The sequence below is a fragment of the Mycobacterium gordonae genome, from assembly GCF_001417955.2.
Lineage (GTDB): Bacteria > Actinomycetota > Actinomycetes > Mycobacteriales > Mycobacteriaceae > Mycobacterium > Mycobacterium gordonae_B.
In genome coordinates this window covers 1-13672 of record NZ_LKTM01000353.1, presented here as the reverse complement: position 1 = coordinate 13672, position 13672 = coordinate 1, and the positions used below count along the sequence as shown (strand labels likewise).

At 64.2% G+C, this 13672-nt stretch carries 9 protein-coding genes, 2 rRNA genes and 1 pseudogene; 6 read left to right on the top strand and 6 right to left on the bottom strand.

From position 1 onward, the window contains the following. The first annotated feature begins 93 nt into the window (after positions 1 to 93). Both AO501_RS27460 and rrf read left to right on the top strand, forming a co-directional pair. Positions 94 to 3200, top strand: a 23S ribosomal RNA gene (locus tag AO501_RS27460). An 86-nt stretch (positions 3201 to 3286) separates the two neighbouring features. Further along, positions 3287 to 3400, top strand: a 5S ribosomal RNA gene (gene rrf / locus AO501_RS27455). 140 nt (positions 3401 to 3540) lie between these two features. On the opposite strand, the gene AO501_RS27450 is transcribed toward rrf, so the two are convergent. The 4 genes from AO501_RS27450 to AO501_RS27435 all read right to left on the bottom strand — a co-directional run bounded on the left by AO501_RS27450 (position 3541) and on the right by AO501_RS27435 (position 9105). Next, positions 3541 to 4038 (bottom strand): methylated-DNA--[protein]-cysteine S-methyltransferase, encoded by a 498-nt coding sequence (locus AO501_RS27450; protein ID WP_055580734.1) that lies wholly within the window; start codon positions 4036 to 4038, stop codon positions 3541 to 3543. Next, positions 4035 to 5519 (bottom strand): DNA-3-methyladenine glycosylase 2 family protein, encoded by a 1485-nt coding sequence (locus AO501_RS27445; protein WP_055580751.1) that lies wholly within the window; start codon positions 5517 to 5519, stop codon positions 4035 to 4037. Before AO501_RS27445 ends, AO501_RS27450 begins: the two co-directional genes overlap by 4 nt. Positions 5520 to 5599: 80 nt before the next feature. Then, positions 5600 to 7237: an adenylate/guanylate cyclase domain-containing protein gene (locus tag AO501_RS27440; RefSeq protein ID WP_055580733.1), complete on the bottom strand. Its 1638-nt coding sequence runs from the start codon at positions 7235 to 7237 to the stop codon at positions 5600 to 5602. A 224-nt stretch (positions 7238 to 7461) separates the two neighbouring features. Further along, positions 7462 to 9105 carry an adenylate/guanylate cyclase domain-containing protein gene (locus tag AO501_RS27435; protein WP_055580732.1) on the bottom strand — a complete coding sequence of 548 codons (1644 nt, stop codon included), beginning with the start codon at positions 9103 to 9105 and terminating at the stop codon, positions 7462 to 7464. 99 nt (positions 9106 to 9204) lie between these two features. Between AO501_RS27435 and nucS the strand changes: the two genes are divergently transcribed. Together nucS and AO501_RS36345 are read left to right on the top strand one after the other, a co-directional pair. Further along, positions 9205 to 9867 carry an endonuclease NucS gene (gene nucS / locus AO501_RS27430; protein ID WP_055580731.1) on the top strand — a complete coding sequence of 221 codons (663 nt, stop codon included), beginning with the start codon at positions 9205 to 9207 and terminating at the stop codon, positions 9865 to 9867. 1 nt (position 9868) lies between these two features. Beyond that, the gene (locus tag AO501_RS36345) at positions 9869 to 10150 is read left to right on the top strand and encodes a hypothetical protein (protein WP_082658873.1); all 282 of its coding nucleotides are present in this window, start codon (positions 9869 to 9871) and stop codon (positions 10148 to 10150) included. Here the strand turns inward: AO501_RS36345 and mce are convergent. After that, positions 10147 to 10605, bottom strand: a complete 459-nt coding sequence (mce, locus tag AO501_RS27425) for a methylmalonyl-CoA epimerase (RefSeq protein WP_055580730.1) — start codon at positions 10603 to 10605, stop codon at positions 10147 to 10149. The two genes, AO501_RS36345 and mce, sit on opposite strands and share 4 nt — an antisense overlap. Positions 10606 to 10687: 82 nt before the next feature. On the opposite strand from mce, the gene AO501_RS27420 reads away from it, so the two are divergent. Then, complete coding sequence (locus AO501_RS27420) at positions 10688 to 11869, top strand: acetyl-CoA C-acetyltransferase (protein WP_055580729.1); 1182 nt, start codon at positions 10688 to 10690, stop codon at positions 11867 to 11869. Between the two features lie 167 nt (positions 11870 to 12036). Beyond that, on the top strand, positions 12037 to 12984 hold the full coding sequence (locus tag AO501_RS27415) for a tetratricopeptide repeat protein (RefSeq protein ID WP_055580728.1): 948 nt from the start codon (positions 12037 to 12039) through the stop codon (positions 12982 to 12984). Positions 12985 to 13082: 98 nt separating this feature from the next. Here the strand turns inward: AO501_RS27415 and AO501_RS37455 are convergent. Next, positions 13083 to 13661, bottom strand: a pseudogene (locus AO501_RS37455) (PE family protein); the annotation flags it as partial. Positions 13662 to 13672 lie beyond the last annotated feature (11 nt).

Sequence of the window (13672 nt, the reverse complement as noted above, 5' to 3'; positions counted from 1 at the left end):
TTGGATAGTGGTTGCGAGCATCAAAATGTATGCGTTGTCGTCCGCGGCAACGTGTTCTTTTTGTGCAATTTTATTCTTTGGTTTTTGTAGTGTTTGTAAGTGTCTAAGGGCGCATGGTGGATGCCTTGGCATCGAGAGCCGATGAAGGACGTGGGAGGCTGCGATATGCCTCGGGGAGCTGTCAACCGAGCGTTGATCCGAGGATTTCCGAATGGGGAAACCCAGCACGAGTGATGTCGTGTTACCCGTACCTGAATATATAGGGTGCGGGAGGTAACGCGGGGAAGTGAAACATCTCAGTACCCGTAGGAAGAGAAAACAATTGTGATTCCGCTAGTAGTGGCGAGCGAACGCGGAAAAGGCTAAACCGCATGCATGTGATACCGGGTAGGGGTTGTGTGTGCGGGGTTGTGGGAATGATCTTCTCAGCTCTACCTGGCTGGGAGGCAGTAAAAAAGTGTCGTAGTTAGCGGAAGTGGCCTGGGACGGTCTGCCGCAGACGGTGAGAGCCCGGTACGCGAAAACTCGACACCTGCCTTGATCAATCTCCCGAGTAGCAGCGAGCCCGTGGAATTTGCTGTGAATCTGCCGGGACCACCCGGTAAGCCTAAATACTTCTCGATGACCGATAGCGGATTAGTACCGTGAGGGAATGGTGAAAAGTACCCCGGGAGGGGAGTGAAAGAGTACCTGAAACCGTGCGCCTACAATCCGTCAGAGCCTCCTCGTGGGGTGATGGCGTGCCTTTTGAAGAATGAGCCTGCGAGTCAGGGACATGTCGCGAGGTTAACCCGTGTGGGGTAGCCGCAGCGAAAGCGAGTCTGAATAGGGCGTATCCCGTAAGGGTGTAGTGGCATGTTCTGGACCCGAAGCGGAGTGATCTACCCATGGCCAGGGTGAAGCGCGGGTAAGACCGCGTGGAGGCCCGAACCCACTTAGGTTGAAGACTGAGGGGATGAGCTGTGGGTAGGGGTGAAAGGCCAATCAAACTCCGTGATAGCTGGTTCTCCCCGAAATGCATTTAGGTGCAGCGTTGCGTGGTTCACCACGGAGGTAGAGCTACTGGATGGCCGATGGGCCCTACTAGGTTACTGACGTCAGCCAAACTCCGAATGCCGTGGTGTCAAGCGTGGCAGTGAGACGGCGGGGGATAAGCTCCGTACGTCGAAAGGGAAACAGCCCAGATCGCCGGCTAAGGCCCCAAAGCGTGTGCTAAGTGGAAAAGGATGTGCAGTCGCAGAGACAACCAGGAGGTTGGCTTAGAAGCAGCCACCCTTGAAAGAGTGCGTAATAGCTCACTGGTCAAGTGATTGTGCGCCGATAATGTAGCGGGGCTCAAGCACACCGCCGAAGCCGCGGCACATCTACGTAAGTAGGTGTGGGTAGGGGAGCGTCCCTCATTCAGCGAAGCCGTCGGGTAACCGTAGGTGGAGGATGGGGGAGTGAGAATGCAGGCATGAGTAGCGAATAGGCAAGTGAGAACCTTGCCCGCCGAAAGACCAAGGGTTCCTGGGCCAGGCCAGTCCGCCCAGGGTGAGTCGGGACCTAAGGCGAGGCCGACAGGCGTAGTCGATGGACAACGGGTTGATATTCCCGTACCCGTGTGTGCGCGCCCGTGATGAATCAATTGTGCTAACCACCCAAATGGTCGCTGATCAATCCCTTCGGGGTGCGACGGTGACCGGCTGCGTGGGACCCCAGTTGGTAGTAGTCAAGCGACGGGGTGACGCAGGAAGGTAGCCGTACCAGTCAGTGGTAATACTGGGGCAAGCCCGTAGGGAGAGCGATAGGCAAATCCGTCGCTCATTAATCCTGAGAGGTGACGCATAGCCGATTGAGGCGAATTCGGTGATCCTCTGCTGCCAAGAAAAGCCTCTAGCGAGTTCACACACGGCCCGTACCCCAAACCAACACAGGTGGTCAGGTAGAGAATACCAAGGCGTACGAGATAACTATGGTTAAGGAACTCGGCAAAATACCCCCGTAACTTCGGGAGAAGGGGGGCCGGCACATCGTGAACACCTTTTCGGTGGGAGCGGAAGCCGGTCGCAGAAACCAGTGAGAAGCGACTGTTTACTAAAAACACAGGTCCGTGCGAAGTCGCAAGACGATGTATACGGACTGACGCCTGCCCGGTGCTGGAAGGTTAAGAGGACCCGTTAACTCGTAAGGGTGAAGCGGAGAATTTAAGCCCCAGTAAACGGCGGTGGTAACTATAACCATCCTAAGGTAGCGAAATTCCTTGTCGGGTAAGTTCCGACCTGCACGAATGGCGTAACGACTTCTCAACTGTCTCAACCATAGACTCGGCGAAATTGCACTACGAGTAAAGATGCTCGTTACGCGCGGCAGGACGAAAAGACCCCGGGACCTTCACTATAGCTTGGTATTGTTGTTCGGTACGGTTTGTGTAGGATAGGTGGGAGACTGTGAAGCTTCGACGCTAGTTGAGGTGGAGTCGTTGTTGAAATACCACTCTGATCGTATTGGACACCTAACGTCGAACCGTATATCCGGTTCACGGACAGTGCCTGGTGGGTAGTTTAACTGGGGCGGTTGCCTCCTAAAATGTAGCGGAGGCGCCCAAAGGTTCCCTCAACCTGGACGGCAATCAGGTGTTGAGTGTAAATGCACAAGGGAGCTTGACTGCGAGACTTACAAGTCAAGCAGGGACGAAAGTCGGGATTAGTGATCCGGCACCTCTGAGTGGAAGGGGTGTCGCTCAACGGATAAAAGGTACCCCGGGGATAACAGGCTGATCTTCCCCAAGAGTCCATATCGACGGGATGGTTTGGCACCTCGATGTCGGCTCGTCGCATCCTGGGGCTGGAGCAGGTCCCAAGGGTTGGGCTGTTCGCCCATTAAAGCGGCACGCGAGCTGGGTTTAGAACGTCGTGAGACAGTTCGGTCTCTATCCGCCGCGCGCGTCAGAAACTTGAGGAAACCTGTCCCTAGTACGAGAGGACCGGGACGGACGAACCTCTAGTGCACCAGTTGTCCCACCAGGGGCACTGCTGGATAGCTACGTTCGGACAGGATAACCGCTGAAAGCATCTAAGCGGGAAACCTTCTCCAAGATCAGGTTTCTCACCCTCTAGGAGGGATAAGGCCCCCAGCAGAACACTGGATTGATAGGCCAGACCTGGAAGCTCAGTAATGGGTGCAGGGAACTGGCACTAACCGGCCGAAAACTTACCAACACAACCAATCGCAACCACTATTCGTTCCTCGACCGCAAGGTCGAGTAACACCGCACCCCGCCACCAAACACAAATTTAAATAGAGTTACGGCGGCCACAGCGACAGGGAAACGCCCGGTCCCATCCCGAACCCGGAAGCTAAGCCTGTCAGCGCCGATGATACTGCCCTCTTCGGGTGGAAAAGTAGGACACCGCCGAACATACACAAAAACACCCCCATTAATTTGGGGGTGTTTTTGCATTCCGGGGGCTCACGGTTCTCGGCCGGTTCTCGGCGAGCAGACGTAAAATCGCGCGAATTCGCGTTCGAAAGGGCGATTTTGCGTCTGCTCGCGCCGGTTTAGTCGAACAATGTCAGATCTGCCGGCGCCCGCCGCTTCTCCAACGAGAGCAGCGTTTGTTTGCGATCGAGCCCGCCGCCATATCCGGTCAACTTGCCGGCCGCCCCGATGACGCGATGGCAGGGCACGATAATGGCGATGGGATTGTGCCCATTGGCCAAACCGACGGCCCGCGCAGCGCCAGGCGCGCCGATCTGCTCGGCGATCTGTCCGTAGGAACGGGTCTCACCGTACGGAATGGTCAGCAGCGCTTCCCACACCCGCTTTTGGAATTCCGTGCCGCGCAGATCCAGTTGCACGTCGAAATCGCACAGCTCTCCCGCGAAATAGGCGTCGAGTTGGCGTACCACCTCGGGGAACCCGCCCTCGTCCGGTGTCCAGTCTGCGCGACTCGGTTCATAAGTCTGGTCGACCATCCGCAGATTTGTCAGCGTGCCGTCGCGTCCGGCCAGCGTCAGTGGCCCGATCGGGCTGTCGATGGTGCGGTAGTTGATCATGCGACCTCCTTGGGTGGCCATTGGTTCACCGAATGATCGAGCGTGGCCCAGAGATGCTGGGTGACGTAGGACCGCCAGGGGCGCCAGCGAGCGCTGTGCTCCACCAGCGTCCGCTCGTGCGTCGGCAACCCCAGCTGCTCGGCGGCGAGCTTCAGTCCGAGGTCGGTGGCCGGAAATGCGTCCGGATCGCCCAGACCGCGCATCGCGATCACTTCCGCGGTCCACGGACCGATTCCCGGCAATTCGAGCAGTTGCCGCCGCGCCCGCGCCCAGTCGCATCCGGCGTCCAGGGTGATACTGCCGTCCGCGAGGGCCCCGATCAGCCTGCTCAGCGTCCGCTGTCGCGACTTGGGCACCGCGAGGTGGACCGGGTCGATCTCGGCGAGTTCGTCGACCGACGGAAAGGTATGGGTCAGGGTGCCGGCGCCGTCTTGCATTGGCCGCCCGTACGCCGCGACCAGCCGGCCGGCGTGGGTGCGCGCGGCCTTGGTCGAGACCTGCTGCCCGAGCACCGCCCGCACGGCGAGTTCGGCTTCATCGACCGTCCGCGGGATGCGCTGACCGGGTGCCTTGGTGACGACGGGTTCTAGTTCCGGGTCGGCACTAAGCGCTTCGACCACCGCTTCAGGATCTGCGTCCAGATCCAGCAGACGTCGGCACCGGGCGGTCGCGGCCGCGAGGTCCCGGAAGTCGTCCAGCACCAGCACACACCGCACGTGGTCCGGCGCCGGGGTCAGAGAGACCAGGCCGTTGCCCCAGGCGAGGCGCAATGTGCGCCGGTAGGCGCCATCGCGGACCTCCTCGCAGCCCGGTACGGCGGTGGCGGCCAGATGGCCGAAAACTCCCTCGTACGCGAACGGGGTGCGAACCGGCAACCGCAGCGACAGCGCCCCGGCGGACGTGGCAGAACCGAATCGCGCGGCAGCGCGCTTGCGCAGCAGCGACGGGGTGCTGTCGCACACCAGCCGAACGGTGTCGTTGAACTGCCGGATGCTGGAGAACCCGGCGGCGAAAGCCACGTCGCCGAACGGCAGGTCGGTGGTCTCGATCAGCACCCTGGCGGCCTGCATCCGCTGCGCTCGGGCCAGCGCCAGCGGACCCGCGCCGACCTCCGCCTGCAGCAGCCTCTCCAACTGGCGGGTGGTGTAGCCGAGGTGGCCGGCCAGCCCCGTCACCCCTTCGCGGTCCACCGTGCCGTCGGCGATCAGGCGCATGGCCCGCGCGACGACATCACCACGCACATTCCACTCCGGCGAACCCGCAGAGGCGTCAGGGCGGCACCGCTTGCAGGCCCGGAAGCCCGCACGCTGGGCTGCCGCGGCCGTCGGGAGGAATCGCACGTTGCGGGCAAACGGCGGTCGCACCGGGCAACTCGGCCGACAATAGATCCGCGTGGTCAGGACCGCGATCACGAACCAGCCGTCGAACCGGGCGTCCTTGGCCTGGACGGCTCGGTAACAGCGTTCGAAATCCTCGTGCACGCTTTCCACAGTTACACCCCCGCGGCGACAAGACTGGCGGAAAACCGACATCAATGTCGACGTCGTCTAGGCGGCCTGGACTACTTGCGTGGTGTGGCCGGCTCCACCGGAGAGGCCAGCTTCGTGCGCTGATCATGCCCGCGGAGTTTGACACTCTTGCCCACTGTCCACCGGGCGCGCTCGGCCTCGCCTGCGCCTTCCAGGGTCTGCTCGGTGGTCAGTAGTTTCCCGGGTCGCGACTTGGCCAGTTCGCACAATCGGGCCGCCTCGTTGACCGGCTCGCCGATCACCGTGTACTCGAATCTCTCTTTCGCGCCCACATTTCCGGCGACGACGGTGCCGGCCGCGACCCCGATGCCGGCCTGAAGTTCGGTCATCTCGTCGGCCAGTCGGTCGGCGATGGCACGCGCGCAGGCCAAGGCCTCGTCTTCGGGCGAGTCCAGGTGGTTGGGAGCACCGAAGATGGCCAGCGACGCGTCTCCTTCGAATTTGTTGACCAGTCCGTGGTGACGGTCGACTTCCTCGACGACGATCGTGAAGAACTGGTTGAGCAGATCAACGACCTCCACCGGGGGCCAGCTGGTCACCAGCTTCGTCGAACCGACGATGTCGATGAAGACTACGGCGACGTGGCGTTCCTCGCCGCCGAGCTTGGGTCGCTCGCGTTCGGCCGCGAGTGCCACGTCACGCCCCACATGCCGGCCGAACAGGTCTCGGACGCGCTCGCGCTCGCGCAGGCCGTCGACCATGGCGTTGAAACCCCGTTGCAGTTCCCCGAGCTCGGTTCCGTCGAACACGACCAGGTCACCGCGCAGGTCGCCCTGCTCCACCCGCTTGAGCGCCGCGCGCACCACCCGCACCGGCGTCGCGGTCAACCAGGCGAAGATCCACAACAAGATGAACCCGAAGATCAGCGTCGCCGCCGAGATGATCAGCACCCCGACCGCGAACTGGGTCTGAGTCAGGTTCTTCAGCGTCATCTCGAAGAAGGCCATCAGGCCGATGCCCACCACCGGGACCCCCGAACCGAGCAGCCACACCATCATGGTTCGCCCCATGATGCCCGGCGCCAGTCGCCGCGGCGGTGGCCCGGCCTCCAGCGCCTGGGCGGCCACGGGTCGCAGGGCGAACTCGGTGAGCAGGTAACTGCCGGTGGAGACCAACAGGCCGCAGAAGCTCACCGCGACCAGGAACCGGGGGATGAACATGGTGTTCGCCATGCCGTAGAGGACGGTCGTCAATACCGTCCCGATTCCCCACAGGATGAGGTGGCCGACCGCGACACGCCACGGCGCCATGAACGTGTTGCGCTCGTCCCTGTCGGTCGGCTTACGTTCCTCGATTGCCCAGCGCAGCGCTTCGACGGTGCCGCGGGTGATCGTGTAGGCGCCGACGACCAGCGCCGCGACGATGTAGGCGGGGACCGCAATGACGGACACCCACAGCGGGGCGTCGTCGAACACGCTGGGCACCGGTACCGCAACCGTCACCAGCAGAACGGCGACGGCGATACCGATCAGGTTCGCGGCCACGATGAGGACGGTCATGATGACCTGGATGCGGACCCGCCGGCGGTGCTGGTCTTCGGAGACCCGCCCGAGCAACCAGGAGCCGTACGCGGGCGTGTCCGGCAGCCGACCGCTCTGTCGGGTCACCTTCTCCAGGACCCGGCCCAGACGCTGCGCGACGCTCTTCTTGGGGGCCGTATTGGGAGACATGGTGGCGTCAGCCTAATTCTTGCGAGGCGATCCGGATGACGTCGGGTATGCCCCGCGGGCCTGGTCATCCGGGTCGCCGACCGGACATCTCGGTACGTGAGCGAGGGGCCGCCGGGGCGATCCGACTGCGCGCGACGCAGCGGAGGTGAGCCAGCCGAGGGGCTCGTCCCCGCAAACGTTGGGGTCAGGGGAAGCGAAGCTGATGATCAGCGCGATGGCGTCAGCTAAATTCGCGAGACACGGTTTTCGGCCGGGTCCGGGTGAAGGAGATGCGCCAGTTGCGTTGGCTGGTCGTGGCCACGAAGGGTCACCGTTCCGACGGGCGCCCATAAAGCGCACTCGTCTTCGCTTGCGCTGTGCAGCATTTCGAAGCTCGCCAGCAGCCTGTCATCGTGGGATTTCGCCAGCTCGCACAGTCGAGCCGCCTCGTTGACGGGCTCCCCGATCACGGTGTATTCAAATCTTTCCTTGGCGCCCACGTTGCCGGCCACGACGGTTCCGGCGGCCACGCCGATGCCGGCGTGGCACTCGGACATCTCGGCGGCCATCCGATGGGCGATCGCCCGTGCGGTGGCCAGGGCGGCGTCTTCGGGGCAATCCAGATGATTCGGGGCCCCGAAGATCGCCAGCGACGCGTCGCCCTCGAACTTGTTGACCAGTCCGTGGCGGCAGTCCACCTCCTCGACGACGATCGTGAAGAATTTGTTGAGCACATCGACGACTTCCGCCGGTGGCCGGCTGCGGACCAACTTGGTGGACCCGACGATGTCGATGAAGACCACGGCGACGTGGCGTTCTTCGCCGCCGAGTTTGGGTCGCTCACGTTCCGCGGCGGCGGCGACTTCGCGGCCGACATGTCTGCCGAACAGGTCGCGGATCCGCTCGCGCTCGCGCAGCCCGTCGACCATGGCGTTGAAACCTCGCTGCAGTTCCCCGATCTCGGTTGCGTCGAAGACGACCAGCTCCCCGTCCAGGTCGCCCTCCTCGACGCGTTTGAGCGCCGCGCGCACCACTCGGACGGGAGTCACGGTCAGCCAGGACATGATCCACATGACGATGTATCCGAAGACCAGCGTGGCCAGCGAGATGATCAGGACCGCGATTTCCAGCTGGGTCTCGGTCAGATCCCCGACCACCAGCGCCATCACCGATATCAGAGCGTTGCCGGCCAGCGGCACACCCGAGCCGACCAGCCAGACATTCATCGTCCGGGTCATCATGCCTGGGTTGAACCGTCTCAGCGTGCGGCCGGCCTCCAGTGCCTGCGCCGCCAACGGCCGTAACGCGAACTCCGTTGCCAGGTAGCTGTTGGTGGCGACGAGCGCGCCGCAGATCGCGACCGTCAGATAGACGATCGAGAAGAACACGCGATCGATGGTTCCGTAGAGCGCACCCAGCGACGCGGCCGCGATATTCCAGAGAATGAAATGGACGACAGCTACCCGGAACGGGGCCACCAGCGTCTTTCGTCCGTCGGCCGTGGTGGGCTCATGTTCCTCGACCGCCCACCGGCTGGATTCGGTGAGAATCCGTGCGGTGATCCACAGGGTAGCGCCGAGCATCGCGCACATCGGCGCCAATCCGAAAGCCAGCCAACGGGATCCGTCGATGTATATGTTGGGTGCCGGAAAAGCGAGGCGCAGGATCAGCACGACAAATCCGACGCCGGTCAGATTCGCCAGCAAGCTGTAGAGACAGGCGATCAGCTTGATGCGCCGGCGCCGGCGGGACTGAGATTCGGTGACCTGGCCCAGCAACCAGGTGCCATACGCCTCCTTGGCCGACCTCCGCTCACCCCGCGGGGCTACCCGCTCGAGGAACCGGCCCCAGAGCGACGGGCCCTTCTCGAAAGTGCGCGTGGTCGACATGGTGGCGACAGCCTAGTTCTTCGTTTTCGGGATTAGTCTCATTTCGTCGGGGTGGCCAGGCTCGCGGCTGATCGCGGGGGCACGTTTTAAGGTGGTCGGGTGCGTCTCGTCATCGCCCAGTGCACTGTTGATTACGTAGGCCGTCTCACCGCGCATCTGCCGTCCGCGCGCCGACTGCTGTTGTTCAAGGCCGACGGATCGGTCAGCGTGCACGCCGACGACCGCGCGTACAAGCCACTGAATTGGATGAGCCCGCCGTGCTGGCTGACCGAGGAGCCGGGCCCGGTGTGGGTGGTCGAGAACAAGACCGGTGAACAGTTGCGCATCACGGTCGAGGGCGTCGAGCACGACTCCAGCCACGACCTTGGCGTGGATCCGGGCCTGGTCAAGGACGGCGTCGAGGCGCACCTGCAGGCTCTGCTCGCCGAGCACGTGGGCCTGCTCGGTGAGGGCTACACGCTGGTCCGCCGGGAGTACATGACCGCGATCGGACCGGTCGACCTGTTGTGCCGTGACGAGAAGGGCGGCTCGGTTGCGGTGGAGATCAAGCGGCGTGGAGAGATCGACGGCGTCGAGCAGTTGACCCGCTATCTGGAGCTGCTCAACCGCGACACCGTCTTGGCGCCCGTCAAGGGTGTCTTCGCCGCGCAGCAGATCAAGCCCCAAGCCCGGACGCTGGCCACCGATCGTGGAATTCGTTGTCTGACACTGGATTACGACAAGATGCGGGGTATGGACAGCGACGAGTACCGGCTGTTCTGAGATGGCCCGGCGCCGCAGACCGCCCTTCCGGCAGCCGTTGCGGCTACCGAATCGGGTCGAAACCGGGGCGGACGGCTACGAGTACGAGGTGCGCCCGATTCCGGCGGCGCGCGCCGTCAAGACCTATCGCTGCCCCGGCTGTGACCACGAAATCCGTTCCGGCACTGCGCATGTAGTGGTATGGCGAGTCGGTGCGGCAGAAGCGCTGGACGACCGTCGACACTGGCACACGCCGTGCTGGGCCAACCGCGCTAACCGCGGGCCGACCAGAAAATGGTCTTAGTGGTGGGCCGGCTCGACCAACTCGATCAGCACGCCGCCGGCGTCCTTGGGGTGGATGAAGTTGATGCGTGAGTTCGCCGTGCCGCGGCGTGGCTTCTCGTAGACAAGACGCACGCCCTGCGAGCGCAGCTGCTCACACATGGCATCCAAGTCCCTGATCCGGCAGGCCAGCTGCTGGATCCCGGGGCCGCGCTTGTCGATGAACTTCGCGATCACCGACGTCTCGTCGAGCGGCGCCATCAGCTGGATCTGAGCGCTGGTGCCCGGGACCGCCAGCATCGCTTCGCGAATGCCCTGGTCATCGTTGATTTCTTCGTGCACCAGGATCATGCCCAGGTGGTCGTTGTACCACTCGATCGCAGCATCAAGATCGGCGACTGCAATGCCGACGTGATCGAGTCCTGTCACCAGTGACGTAGCCAGAGTGGGACGGGCGTCAACTTGATCGGTCGTCATTACATAACGGTAACCTCATAGGGAAGAATCCGCTTCTCCGGGTTGGCCCGTTCAGCCGTTCCCGTGCCGTTTAGGAGGTTTCATGACGACGTCGGTGATCGTTGCTGGGGCTCGGACGCCCATCGGCAAGCTGATGGGTTCACTCAAGGACTTCAGCGCCAGCGACCTCGGTGCCATTGCGATCAAGGCCGCGCTGGAGAAGGCAAACGTGCCCGCATCGCTGGTCGAGTACGTGATCATGGGCCAGGTGCTGACCGCGGGCGCCGGGCAGATGCCGGCCCGCCAGTCCGCCGTCGGGGCGGGCATCGGCTGGGATGTGCCTGCGCTGACCATCAACAAGATGTGTTTGTCCGGGATCGATGCCATCGCCCTGGCCGACCAGCTCATTCGTGCGGGCGAGTTCGACGTGGTGGTCGCCGGCGGCCAGGAGTCGATGACCAAGGCGCCGCACCTGCTGATGGACAGCCGGGCCGGCTACAAGTACGGCGACGTCACGGTCCTCGACCACATGGCGTACGACGGCCTGCACGACGTGTTCACCGATCAGCCGATGGGCGCACTGACCGAGCAGCGCAATGACGTGGACAAGTTCACCCGTCAGGAGCAGGACGAATACGCCGCGCAATCGCACCAAAAGGCCGCTGCCGCATGGAAAGACGGCGTGTTCGCCGACGAGGTGGTCCCGGTCGACATTCCCCAGCGCAAGGGCGATCCGCTCCAGTTCAGCGAGGACGAAGGCATCCGGGCGAACACCACCGCCGACTCGCTGGCCGGCCTGAGACCCGCTTTCCGCAAGGACGGCACCATCACGGCGGGTTCGGCGTCGCAGATCTCCGACGGCGCCGCCGCGGTGGTGGTGATGAACAAGGAGAAGGCGCAGGAGCTGGGGTTGACCTGGCTGGTCGAGATCGGTGCGCACGGCGTGGTGGCCGGTCCGGATTCCACGCTGCAGTCCCAGCCCGCCAATGCGATCAAGAAGGCGATCGACCGCGAGGGCATCTCGGTGGACCAACTCGATGTCGTCGAGATCAACGAAGCATTTGCGGCGGTGGCTCTGGCCTCCACCAGGGAGCTCGGAGTCAACCCGGACATCGTCAACGTCAACGGCGGCGCGATCGCTGTCGGGCACCCCATCGGAATGTCGGGAGCACGTATCACGCTGCACGTGGCATTGGAACTGGCGCGCCGCGGATCGGGCTACGGCGTCGCCGCGCTGTGCGGGGCCGGCGGGCAGGGCGACGCGCTGATCCTGCGCGCTGGGTAGCCGCCCCGGCGAGTTTGCTGGCGGGGTGCGGTGGCAGATACTGTCGTGGTTACTGTGAGATTGGTCATATCGTCCGGTTCCGGGATTCGAACCCGAATTCCGCGCACTGTTTGTCCGCCCGGGAGGCCGCCGAGAACAGGGTGTGACGGCGTGACAGACTTGACGTCGTGACTCGTCCCCGACCTTCGATCGGGCCAGCCTTGGCCGGCGCGGTCGACCTGTCCGGTCTCAAGCAACGCGCTCAGCAGAAGGCCAGTGCGCCCCCCGGCGGCCCCGGTGGCCCGGGCGGCCCGGGCGGTCCCGGTGGCCCGGGCGGTTCCGGTGGGCCCGGCATCATCCAGGTCACCGAGGCCAATTTCGAGGACGAGGTGATCAACCGGTCCGACGAGATCCCGGTCGTGGTGTTGCTGTGGTCGCCCCGCAGCGAGGTGTGCGTCGACCTGCTCGAGACGCTGGCCGGCCTGGCCGCAGACGACAACGGCACCTGGGCGCTGGCCGCCGCCAACGTCGACGCCGCGCCCGGCATAGCCCGGATCTTCGGCGTGCAGGCGGTTCCAACCGTGGTGGCTTTGGCTGCCGCGCAACCGGTTTCAAGTTTCCAGGGTCCGCAGCCCCCGGATCAGTTGCGGCGCTGGATCGACTCGCTGATCGACGCCACCGCCGGCAAGCTCCGAGGCGCACCGGGTTCCGGGCAGCCGGAGGAAGTCGACCCGGTGGTCGCCCAGGCGCGTCAGGAACTCGAGGCCGGTGACTTCGAGGCGGCAAAGCAGTCCTACGAGGCGGTCCTGGCGGCCGACCCGGGCAGTGTGGAAGCCAAGGCGGCCATCCGGCAGATCGAGTTCCTCACGCGCGCGACCGCGCATCCCCCGGACTCTGTCGCAGCGGCCGATGCGGCGCCCGACGACATCGACGCGGCCTTCGCCGCCGCCGACGTCCAGATCATGAACCAGGATGTGACCGGCGCGTTCGACCGTCTGATCGCGTTGGTGCGCCGGACATCGGGTGATGACCGCAGCACGGTGCGCACCCGGCTCATCGAGCTGTTCGAACTCTTCGACCCGGCCGACCCTGAGGTGGTCGCCGGCCGTCGCAACCTCGCCAACGCGCTGTACTGACGGGTTCCCCGCGAGCAGACGCAAAATCGCCCCGGAACATGCGTTCCAGGGCGATTTTGCGTCTGCTCGGCGGAGGTGCCGGGCGGGCGGCACTGCCGCTATAAGCCGCTGACGCCTGGCAGCCCGAGGAATCCTCCGGCACCGCCGGCACCGCCTGCTCCCTTGGTCACCCCAAGGCCTCCGTTTCCGCCGTTTCCGCCGTTGCCGATTCCTTGGGCGTCGCCGCCGGCCCCGCCCGCGCCACCTGTCGTGGATATGCTCACGCCGCCGGTCCCGCCGTTGCCTGCGTCGCCGATCAGTCCGGCGTTGCCGCCGCGACCTCCGGTTCCGGCGCTGGCAAAGCCGAGCCCGCCAGTACCACCGCTACCTCCGCTTCCGTAGAGGAGACCGGCGTTGCCGCCCGCTCCGCCGTTTCCTCCTGCGGTAATACCAAACCCGCCGAAACCGCCTGCCCCTCCCGAACCGCCGAGGAGGCCGGCGTTGCCGCCGGCCCCGCCGACCCCTCCAACCGCGCCGGTGTCAATGGCGGCTCCGCCGGTGCCGCCGGTGCCGCCCGAGCCGAACAACCCGCCGGCGCCGCCTGCACCCCCGGCACCGGCGATGGTCTTTTCGGCGTAGCCGCCCGCGCCGCCGGCGCCGCCGGCACTGAATAACTGGCCGGCGGGACCGGCTCGACCGCAGGCTTAGG